This is a genomic window from Streptococcus oralis SK304, from assembly GCF_000287715.1.
Taxonomy (GTDB): Bacteria; Bacillota; Bacilli; order Lactobacillales; family Streptococcaceae; genus Streptococcus; species Streptococcus oralis_Y.
This window is the reverse complement of the sequence record NZ_ALJN01000012.1, coordinates 81,901-92,080: the sequence shown is the minus strand read 5'-3', so window position 1 is coordinate 92,080 and position 10,180 is coordinate 81,901. Positions and strand designations below refer to the sequence as shown.

At 42.3% G+C, this 10,180-nt stretch carries 7 protein-coding genes; 5 read left to right on the top strand and 2 right to left on the bottom strand.

Annotated elements, in window-relative coordinates; genetic code table 11:
• A partial coding sequence (locus HMPREF1125_RS06490; RefSeq protein WP_001083112.1) for an alpha-L-fucosidase occupies nt 1-5,651 on the bottom strand: 5,651 nt, incomplete at its 3' end.
• Nucleotides 5,652-5,996: 345 nt separating this feature from the next.
• Entirely contained in the window at nt 5,997-6,473 is a 477-nt protein-coding gene (locus HMPREF1125_RS06485) for a glutathione peroxidase (protein WP_000203077.1), read from the bottom strand.
• Nucleotides 6,474-6,673: 200 nt separating this feature from the next.
• Between HMPREF1125_RS06485 and HMPREF1125_RS06480 the strand changes: the two genes are divergently transcribed.
• Genes HMPREF1125_RS06480 through HMPREF1125_RS06460 form a run of 5 tightly spaced genes read left to right on the top strand, consistent with a single transcriptional unit; the run spans nt 6,674 to nt 10,176 of the window.
• Complete coding sequence (locus HMPREF1125_RS06480) at nt 6,674-6,952, top strand: TIGR04197 family type VII secretion effector (RefSeq protein ID WP_000108751.1); 279 nt, start codon at nt 6,674-6,676, stop codon at nt 6,950-6,952.
• Nucleotides 6,949-7,308 carry a DUF3958 family protein gene (locus tag HMPREF1125_RS06475; RefSeq protein WP_000088601.1) on the top strand — a complete coding sequence of 120 codons (360 nt, stop codon included), beginning with the start codon at nt 6,949-6,951 and terminating at the stop codon, nt 7,306-7,308. Before HMPREF1125_RS06480 ends, HMPREF1125_RS06475 begins: the two co-directional genes overlap by 4 nt.
• The gene (locus HMPREF1125_RS06470) at nt 7,298-8,941 is read left to right on the top strand and encodes a T7SS effector LXG polymorphic toxin (RefSeq protein WP_000510500.1); all 1,644 of its coding nucleotides are present in this window, start codon (nt 7,298-7,300) and stop codon (nt 8,939-8,941) included. The genes HMPREF1125_RS06475 and HMPREF1125_RS06470 overlap by 11 nt, the downstream gene beginning before the upstream one ends.
• A gap of 10 nt (nt 8,942-8,951) precedes the next feature.
• Nucleotides 8,952-9,563 (top strand): TipC family immunity protein, encoded by a 612-nt coding sequence (locus HMPREF1125_RS06465; protein ID WP_000721845.1) that lies wholly within the window; start codon nt 8,952-8,954, stop codon nt 9,561-9,563.
• A 4-nt stretch (nt 9,564-9,567) separates the two neighbouring features.
• On the top strand, nt 9,568-10,176 hold the full coding sequence (locus HMPREF1125_RS06460; protein ID WP_000721849.1) for a TipC family immunity protein: 609 nt from the start codon (nt 9,568-9,570) through the stop codon (nt 10,174-10,176).
• Nucleotides 10,177-10,180: the final 4 nt, after the last annotated feature.

The following is a 10,180-nucleotide window of genomic DNA, read 5'->3' as shown; positions in this document are numbered from 1 at the left end:
TGAACTGGAGTTTCCGGTTGCGCTGGTTTTTCAGGCTGAGCAGGTTTTTCAGGTTGAGCAGGAGTTTCAGGTTGCGCCGGTTTTTCAGGCTGAGCAGGTTGTTCAGGTTGAGCTGGAGTTTCCGGTTGCGTCGGTTTCTCAGGCTGAGCTGGCTTTTCAGGTTGAGCCGGTTTTTCAGGTTGAGCCGGTTTTTCAGGCTCAGCAGGTTTCTCAGGTTCAGCAGGTTTCTCAGGTTGAACTGGTTTTTCAGGCTGAACTGGAGTTTCCGGTTGCGCTGGTTTTTCAGGTTGAGCAGGTTTTTCAGGTTGCGCTGGTTTTTCAGGCTGAGCAGGTTTCTCAGGTTCAGCAGGTTTCTCAGGTTGAACTGGTTTTTCAGGCTGAACTGGAGTTTCAGGTTGCGCTGGTTTCTCAGGCTGAGCTGGCTTTTCAGGTTGAGCAGGTTTTTCAGGTTGAGCAGGTTTTTCAGGTTGCGCTGGTTTTTCAGGCTGAGCAGGTTTCTCAGGTTCAGCAGGTTTCTCAGGTTGAACTGGTTTTTCAGGCTGAACTGGAGTTTCCGGTTGCGCTGGTTTTTCAGGTTGAGCAGGTTTCTCAGGTTGCGCCGGCTTCTCAGACTCAGCTGGTTTTTCCGGTTGGGCTGGTTCGAGCTTGTTGATTTGTTCAAGAGCAGTTTCTAGCGCTTGATTGACTACTTCCTGAGTTTTAGCTTCTTGGATTGCAGCAATGGCTTGATCTGCAATTTCAACTAATTTCTTCTTAGCTTCCTTGTTGGATCCAAGCTCAGCGACTTTTTTCTCGATAGCTTTTGTCAAGCTGTCCATAGCCTTATCGTACTCAATTTCCGGTTGTTTTGGTTCAGCAGGTTTCTCAGGCTGGTCAGGTTTCTCAGGTTCTTCAGGCTGTTCAGGTTGATCTGGACTAGGTTCCTCTTGCCCTCTTTGATAGTTCTCGTCCTTGGACAGGATATCTTGTAAGGCGCTGACAGTTAACATGACTTCTTGAACATCCACAGCTTCGGCACTGAGTTGGTTTCTCAATTTTTCTAGATTTGCTTGGAAAGCTTGGCGTGCAGTAGCCGTATTTTTCAAGCCTGCTGGGTCAAAGTTGGACAGATCGTCTTTCCATTTAGAGATAGACTGGATGATATCTGCCTTGCTGTAGAGTTCGCTACCTTCGCCACGAGTGATAAATTGGTCTACCTGAATACCGATATTTCGAGACAAATCGTTTCGATCAGGATCGAGTTGAAGGGTGACTGCGTGCAAGTTCTCGTCTAGACCTTTTATGCTAACCAGAGTTTGATTACCTTGGCGTTGGGCTGCACGACCGCTAAAGTATTTCTTACCATCAATAGTTGAAGCATTTCCCATGCCATCTTGGTAAGGAACTTCTTTGCCATCTAGGAAGACTTTGTAGATACCATGATTTGGATCGACATAGCCCTTGATATCAAGTCCAGTACCGTAGAAGTAGGCTGTGACAGTTGTCTTTTTCTTTTGCTCGTCAGTTAAGCGACCAAAGGAAGCCCAAGACTCCGTTTTTTGGTACTTGTCTGCCGAATTGGTTTCATGGTGCCAGCCAGGACTATAATCCAACTGACTAGCTTGGTCATCATAGCTTTTTTGATCCTTGATCAGCAATTCAGCTTTCATCACTTGGATTGTTGCATCGGTAGCAAAACCGAGCAAGGCACCATCAGAAACAGAAGTGAGCTTGGCTTTAAAGTCAAAGATAGAGTCGGCTTGTTCTGTAAAGTCAATCGTTGGGATGGTCACAGTCTTTTCTGTTTCTCCATCTTCAAAAGTCACATCTTGAGTTGTATCTTGGTAAACTTTACCGTGAACCCCAGTTCCAGGTTCCGTGATGAAGCGCACAGTAGCAGCCCCTTTGCTTCCACCAACACGTTTAATTTTAACAGTGACTGGTTTTCCTTTTTCGACTTCGTAGTTGGTAGACTCGAGTTCAAACATTCCCTTGCTATCATTGTTTAGGGTGTAGATTCCTTCTGTAGCAATTGGTTCGCCTGTTTTGTTTACAAGAGTAATAGTGTGTTGGCCAGGTGCTAAATCGCCTGTCTCAAAGACTTTTTGGCTGCGTTTACGGCTAGCATTCTTAGTTTGCACATCGGCAACCTTTTGACCATCAACGTAGACGGACATTTCTCCATGACCTGGATCGACCGTAGAGACGACATAGGCCTTGGTTCCTGTGAAGGTATAGCTTACTTTGGCATCTTTTTGATTGGTCCACATAGAAGTGCCACGAACACCTTCAGATTCATTGTACCAAGTTGTTCCAGCTGTATCTGCCGTTGTGTTTGAGTGGTATTCAAGTCCAAGAGGGTAGCCATCTGTCTTTTCAATGCTGCTTGGTGTCTTGTAGACTGAGAAGTTGGTCAAGATTGGAGTTGCTTGAGCACCGGTGATGGTCACACGGATTTTTTGTGCCTCTACAGGCTTGCCTTGAACCAAGCGACGGTAACCAACGGTCGAACCTTCACCGTATGTCACCCAACGTCCGTTGATTTCGACTTCAATCTTGAAACCAGAGATACGTTGGCCTTTGGCGATATCTTCCTTGAGTTCAACGACGTCAAAGCGTCTCTTTTGCCCCAAGTCGACTGTAAAGCTACCGGTTGTGGCATCATTTGAGAGCGCCCAGCTGGTGTCATCTTTACCGTCTGTGAGGTGACTTTCCTTGTAGAGGTGGTTTTGACGAGTCGAACTTGCTGTTACAGTGGCACCTTTGGCAAAGTCAGTCGCATACATTTGGTCTAGGGTTGCTTTGAACTCCTTCAAGCGAGCCACATCTGCATCTGCGAATTTTCCTTCTTTATTTGGTGGAATATTGAGAAGGAGTGGGGTTCCACGACCAACGGACTTGAAGTAGATGTCCATCAACTCTTTGAGTGATTTCGGCTGTTGATTGTCATGATAGAACCAGCCCGAACGGATCGAAACATCAGCTTCCCCTACAGAATACATATCACCATCAGGGTCACCATGGTTGAGGTATTCATTTTTCACATCGTCTGTGATGTTGGCCCTTTTGACTTTATGCCAAACAGGGTCACCTGCGATACCTCGTTCATTTCCGATCCAGCGAACGCTTGTTGGCTGAGCAGAGAAGATGGCGATATCTCCTTCGGCTTCTTTGATGTATTTGAACCATTCATCAAAGGTATAGGTTACTTTTTGGGCACCGCTACCACGTGCACCGTCCATCCAAACTTCGATAAATTTCCCTTTGTTACCGTATTTCGGATTACCAAGGATTTCTTTCAGCTGGTTGAGATAGTATTGGTTGTATTCTTTTTCGGTTGCGACATGGTATTTTGGATGGTTGGCATCCCATGGTGATAGGTAAACACCCATGTTCATGTCGTACTTGCTAGCAGACTTGGAAACTTCTTCGAGAAGGTCACCCTTACCATCTTTCCATGGGCTAGCAGCTACGGTATGATTCGTATACTTAGAAGGGTAAGCAACGAAACCGTCGTGGTGTTTAACAACCATAATGGTCCGTTTGAAGCCAGTTTCCTTCAGCGTGCGAATCCATTGGTCTGTATCCAAGTTGGTTGGATTGAAGTATCGAGGGTCTTCTTTCCCATTTCCCCATTCAGAATTGGTATAAGTGTTCATTCCGTAGTGGATGAAGGCTGCCAATTCTTCCTTGTGGTAATCGAGTTGGGCCTTGCTTGGAAGAGGTCCATGATTGCCAATCTCAGTTTCTTTATCTTCTGGATGAGCAACTGGAGGAGTCGGAGTTGTTGGATTGGCTGTATCAGCGATTGGTTCGTATTCAAAGACGACCTCATTCACCCCTTTTTGCTGGATTCTTGCTTCCAAACTAGCTTTTACTGGACGGTAGCCAGCAATGTCTTTTGCATGGAAGGTGTTGACAAAGGAAACCTCATATTCTTGGCCTTCATTGTTATCAACTGTTGCCTCAGCTAGTTCAGTACTTGTTCCCTTTTGACGGTAGTAAACTTTAAAAGAGCCTTTGTTGACTTTATAGACAACCTTGATGATACGAGTACCGGCAGGCGCTTTGCTGACAACATTGTGATCTTCAGCCCACGTATCTTTTAGCTGTTTATTAACAGGTGATTTATCGATTGATACAATTTCGTATTTGTCTTTATTTTTCTGATAGAAGTCCGTTTTCTCGATTTCTGACTTAAAGTTATAGTTGAATTCTGCTCCGACACTCGTCTGTTCGATAAAAGTATCATTATCTTTGACTGGATTTCCTTCTTCATCTTCGTGTTGAATAACCACACGTCCGTATTCAACTCCCTTGGTTAAGGTAGCAATCCCATCTTGGTTGAAGGAATATTCGTTGCTTCCGATAACAGCTGTTTCGTTCCGAAGCATACGCCCCTCATCGGTAAAGTAGTAACGATTTCCGTTATCTCCTTGGTACCAGCCTTTCACACCATATTTGGCAATCATGTCCTTAACCCATTTCAGTTGTTCAGGTGAAAGGACGAGTCCGCCACCAAAGCGATCCTTTTCAGGAACACCATTGTCAACGGTTCCGTGTTGGTGAACACCGAGAACTTTTCCTTGGCTATCTACAATCCCACCACCAGACAAACCAGATACAGAAGTGGTTTGGTAGGTGATACCGGTCGTTCCCTTATCATCATAAGACTCAACAGATCGGATAGTTCCGTCTGCCTTGTAAAGTTGGCCAGCTAGGATAGGCTGTTTTAACTCTTTCGAGCTCGAGTCAGTTGGGTAGCCAATCGTACTAATGGATTCTCCTGGTTGATGCGTCTTGTGATCTGCTAAAGGTGCAAAGGTTGCTGCTTTGTTTGGGCTAGCAATTGGAAGAGGAGTAGGAGCTTCTATAAGAGCAAGGTCGTTTTTATAGCCTTTTCCAAACTCCTTCTTATTCCAGAAATGGATATCCTTTTCTCTAAATAAAACCGTAGTTCCAGAAGATGGAAGTGAGTTTTTCTTTTCGCTGTTTGAGCCAACGTTATAGTAGAACTGGGCAGATTTTCCACCACGAATGTGGCCTTCACCAGTTTCTTTATTTGCTTCTAGGAAGTTATGAGCGACGGTAAGGATCAGGTTAGGGGCTACAAAGATACCTGAGCCTGAAACGAGGTAACGTTGCTCCCCTGCATTGTAAGTGCTGTAAACCATAGTAGCAGCAGTAGCAGGCTGTCCCTCGTAGTTGATGTGTTTGAGGTCTTGTCCACCGTTAATAATAGCACGGTTTCCGTTTTCAGCTTCTTTTGGAGCTTCTTCCTTATCCTTTAGAATGCTCTTAGTTTCTACTTCTGGACTAGCTTTCTGGTCAACGATAGTAGTCGTGTCGAGTTCTTTGACAGGTGTGTCTGGATAAGCACGGTCCTGAATTTCTTCAGGGAGCAAATCAGCACTGCTGGTATCGGTAGCTGGTGTTTCTTGTTTTTTAGTCTCTACTTGGCCTTCTTCTTTGACTGGTTCAGCCTTGGCTTCTTCTATATCTGCGACTTGCTCAATCTGTTTGTCAAGATTGGATGTCGTGGCAGGAGATGTTTCGTCTGCACGCACGGTTCCAGAAGCAAAAAATGCCAGTCCGACGATGACAGAGGCCACACCTACAGTCAACTTCCGAATGCTAAAAGTTTGCCCTTTTTCAAAAAGGTATCGATTCATAATATACTCCTAGTTTTTAGAAAGGCAGTCAGCTACTGCCCGAGCCCAAGTCTGACTTGGTTGCAACTTTATTTTACGATAAATCAATTCTCTGATAATTTGTAAGCCCCTTACCTCCCTGTTTATAAAGCGCTTTCATTTTAAGATAAAAAAATTTAAAAGGTCATTTCTCCCTTAAAATGACTGAAAACTTTTAATATAACAAATATACTAAATTAATGAAAGAATTGCAATAGCAAAAAAGCAAAAAATAAATATAAATTAAAGAAAATCAGTTACTTTTTAAAGAAAAAACGCATCCTTTCAGGACTCAAACTAAATGAAAGAATGCGTTTTAAAAAGAAATTAGAGTAAATTCTGGATAAATTCTTGGATGGTTTGGGGGTCTGTTTTGGAAGAGAAGCGCTCGAAGACTTGCCCATCTCGACCAATGAGAAACTTAGCGAAATTCCATTCGATTCGTTTTCCTAGAGGGCCTGATTTCTGGTCTTTTAACCAAACGTAAAGAGGATCGGTTTCCTTGCCGTTGACCTTGATCTTGGCGAAACAAGGGAAAGTAGTCTGATAGTGTAGGCTACAGAAGCTATTGATTTCCTCTGCGCTGCCAGGTGCTTGTCCCATGAATTGATTGCAAGGGAAATCTAAGATTTCAAAACCCTGACCTTGATAGCGATCATAGAGTTCTTGGAGCCCTTGGTACTGGGGGGTTAAGCCACATCCGGTAGCAGTGTTGACAATCAAGAGAATTTTACCACGATAGCTCTCCAAGGGAGTTACTTGGTTGTTTTGGTTTAAAACGGAAAAATCATAAAGTGAAGTCATGAGGGCCTCTTTTCTTTTTCTACATTGTAACAGTTTTTACTTCTTTCGTCGAGTCGGATGGGAGAGGTTGTTGAAAAATACACAATTGTTAATAAATCAGCACAAAATGATGCTCCTTCTATGAAACATGGTATAATAAGCCTATGTAGCTAAATGAAGTAAACCTAACACTAGGGATTGAGAAAAAGGATAGAACAGTCATGTCAACAGTAAAAAGTGATCTAAATATTGCTCAGATGTATGCGAGTCAGCTGAAAAATGCTTGTCAATCTTTAACAGATATCGCTGTGGCTAGCCAAGACGAATTAACGACCCTTCAAGGGAATAACAAGGCCCATCAATGTCTGACAAAGTCTCAAAATCTAGCTAGTCAGATTTCGGCTGCTGTCACCCTGACTTCCGAACGTCTTCACTCTATAGCGAGTGATTTTGAGGCGCTAGATGAAGCGGGTGCCAATGGTTTTAGGAGTCATACATGAGCAGGTTGGATGAGTTGAAGAAAAGAGAGCGAGACCTCTTGTACCAGCTAGAAGACAATGGAAAAGAGAAGTATCGCACCAAAGAACTGATAGAAACCTTTGAAGGATATGATAGAGCTAGTCACCGTTATCAAAATGATTTGTGGGAGGCGGCCTATCAGAGTCGATATGCAGGACAGTTGGAAGAAACGCTCCTGCAAAGAAACCAACTTAAAAACCAAATCCTTGAGGAGCTCAGCTACCGCATGGATGATTTGAAAAAAGAAAAATTCCGGTTAGAGGGAGACTTGGATGAGGTCTACTATGAAAGACGCAAGGAACTAGAAAGAGAGGAGGAGAAACGACATGGGCATTGATATGTATCTGGAACAATCACAACTACAAAGTTCGAGTGTAGCGACCATGTGCCAATCTCAGGAGGCGGCTTATCAAGACTTGCAATCAGCTATTCAAAAATTTTCAGAGGATACAGAGAGTCTAAAGGGCGACGCTTATGATTCGGCTAGAAGCTTTTTTGCAAGTGTCTTATTACCCTTGAGCAAAGGGGGACAACTTTATGCAGAAAACTTCTCTCAAGCCATCAAGAAACTACCAGCAGACTACCAAACGATGGTCGACAGCAAGAGTTGGCGTGAGGATGATCTGCTTGATAAGATCCGACAGGAAGAGCAAATGATTGCTTATCTAGATGAAGTCAACCAATCTCTTTCTAGCTTGACCATGGATAGTGAAGAAAAGGGGAGATTGAGACGCAGTAATGTGGAACTCATGCGAGGACACCATGCCAATAAACGCGTCTATGAAACGATTTTGAGAGACCTGCGAGCCTATGATAGCTACTCAGGAGGACTGTTCGATGAACTAGACAGTATCGATGTGCAGTTGAGTCGTGGACTAGCCCAGATCGAATCGAGCTGGGATGCAAAGACAGGGGTCTTTAAAATTCCATCTGACCTGACTTGGGCCAACTACCTGTCTGCCTATTCTGACACAAAGGATATGAAGCACAGTCGTCAAGAGAAGGCCTTTGTCCAGACCATGATGGCAGAATACGGCTTTGATGCAGAGACAGCCCAGCAACTCTTGACCATCAAGCAAGGAATAGACAGAAAATTTCCAACCTCTAGTCAAGGGTTTCGTGACTATATCTTTTTACGAGTCGTTGGTGCTGCCTACTATGATGGATTTCAGTGGAATGAAACGGCGGGGCATTTGAAAACTTATTTTTATAATGTGACTGTTGGCAGTTCGATTACAGGAAAATCAAGAACAGTAGAAAAACCACTTCTTGAAATTTTTAAAGAACTTGGAATCAAAGAAGAAACAGATGCCAAAAAATTGATTTATAATCTTAGATTGCAGCATGAAATGGCGGGAGGGGATTACAAAAAAGCCAAACAAATAAAACAATTTGATTATAAGTTTTACGAGAAGGCCAAGATAACTTATGATTCAATCTATGGCAGTTCAGCAGATTTCGACCAATTTTGGAACACCAAGCTAAAGGCTTATTCTAACAATGGAGCAGGTCATGCGGACTTTACCCACCAGTCCATCACTATGGCGACTCACCTTAATCCTAATCAAGTTCAGTTATCCGATGTCTATGGCGGTAGAGAGCATGTTAGGGACCTTTCAGGTTGGGAGGGAGACACGACCTTTAACGCTACAGATAAGAAACCAAGTATTGGCGAGGATGATTACAAGGCAGATTTGGACTCGGTCAATCTCATCGGTCGTATGCAGAAAGGACAATCCTATGATCAAGCTATATCTTCTTACTATGCTGACCTTCAAAAGGATTCTTCTGTGAGAGAAAGAGAATTCTTGCAAAATAAGGATTGGAAGCAAGTAAGAAGCACTATCTATGCCAGTATCCTTCCATTAGAGGTTATGGAAAAAGGGGAAGATGCAATTAAAGCGTATATTGAAAGTAATTATCAAGGTGTGTCCAAATTTTTAAATCGTTTAGAAGCTGTGGCCGATTAGGAGGATGATGATGAAAAAAATTTTAGGTCTAATAGCGTTATTAGCATTAATTGTATTATCCTGTTTCTACTTTGTTACCCAACAACCTAAAAACATTTTTGATGAGATTTATCAGGAGACGGAGAAAACCTATCGGTCAAATAATATTTTAAGAAATATAGATGGCTTTGACATTAAACCAGTTTGGCCAACTGATGACCCTAATATCTCTCAAAATCCATTTGGATTGTATACTAGTAAAAGCAACCCTCAAAATTTTAATAATATATCTATTGATTTTAATTTTAAAAATTATTCTAACGAGCTGTTTGTTTCATTTGAGAGAAAAATAGCTGATGGTACGAAGCTATGGATGGTCAACAAATATAATCCAAATACTAAAACAATCACAAAGTCAATTCAGATTGTAATATCAGGAAATGAGGATAGTTATATTGAAGACGAAACTCAGGTGAAATCCTACCTAGAGCAGTACGGTATTACAGCTAAGGATTTGGATTCTTACTACGACGAAATCGTCAACCAGAAAGTCTTGAAAGATTGGTGTACCATTTATGACAGCAAGTATTCACCGAGCAACTATGGCGATGTCAAGATTGAAACCCAGTGGGAGAATTGGTGATAACATGAAGAAAATCCTAGGCCTAGTAGCTTTATTCGTGATAATCGTATCATCTTGTTTTTACTTTTTTGTGCGTCAACCTAAAAACATTTTTGATGAAATCTATCAAGAAACGGAGGAAACTTATCGAACAAATAATATTTTAAGGCATATAGATGGGTTTAAAATCAGACCCGATTGGCCTAACGATGGAGAATATTTTGCATACACCCCTTCAGGGAAATATCAAACTCATCCTGAAGGTTATAAAGACATAAGTATTAGCTTTAATTTCGGAGAAGGTATTAAAGGAATGACGATACGTTTTGAAAAAAGGATTAATTCGGATATTACCCTATGGTATTCAGCACACTATAATATAAAAAAGAAAGTACTTCAAAAGGAGCTTGCGATTTTTGAAGAGCCAAGGCAACCAGGTCAATATCTTGATGATGAAGAAAAAGTAAGAAACTATTTAAAAAAATATAACATAACCAAAGAAGAATTAGAGAAGGACTACGACGAAATCGTCAACCAGAAAGTCTTGAAAGACTGGTGTTCCATCTATAACAGTAAGTATTCACCAAGCAACTATGGCGATGTCAAGATTGAAACCCAGTGGGAGAATTGGTGACAAC

Bases quoted from the DNA above. Each gene is read 5' to 3' on its own strand.
- HMPREF1125_RS06485 (WP_000203077.1), bottom strand. From the start codon at position 6,473: ATGACTTCACTTTATGATTTTTCCGTTTTAAACCAAAACAACCAAGTA.
- HMPREF1125_RS06470 (WP_000510500.1), top strand. From the start codon at position 7,298: ATGGGCATTGATATGTATCTGGAACAATCACAACTACAAAGTTCGAGT.
- HMPREF1125_RS06460 (WP_000721849.1), top strand. From the start codon at position 9,568: ATGAAGAAAATCCTAGGCCTAGTAGCTTTATTCGTGATAATCGTATCA.
- HMPREF1125_RS06475 (WP_000088601.1), top strand. From the start codon at position 6,949: ATGAGCAGGTTGGATGAGTTGAAGAAAAGAGAGCGAGACCTCTTGTAC.
- HMPREF1125_RS06465 (WP_000721845.1), top strand. From the start codon at position 8,952: ATGAAAAAAATTTTAGGTCTAATAGCGTTATTAGCATTAATTGTATTA.
- HMPREF1125_RS06480 (WP_000108751.1), top strand. From the start codon at position 6,674: ATGTCAACAGTAAAAAGTGATCTAAATATTGCTCAGATGTATGCGAGT.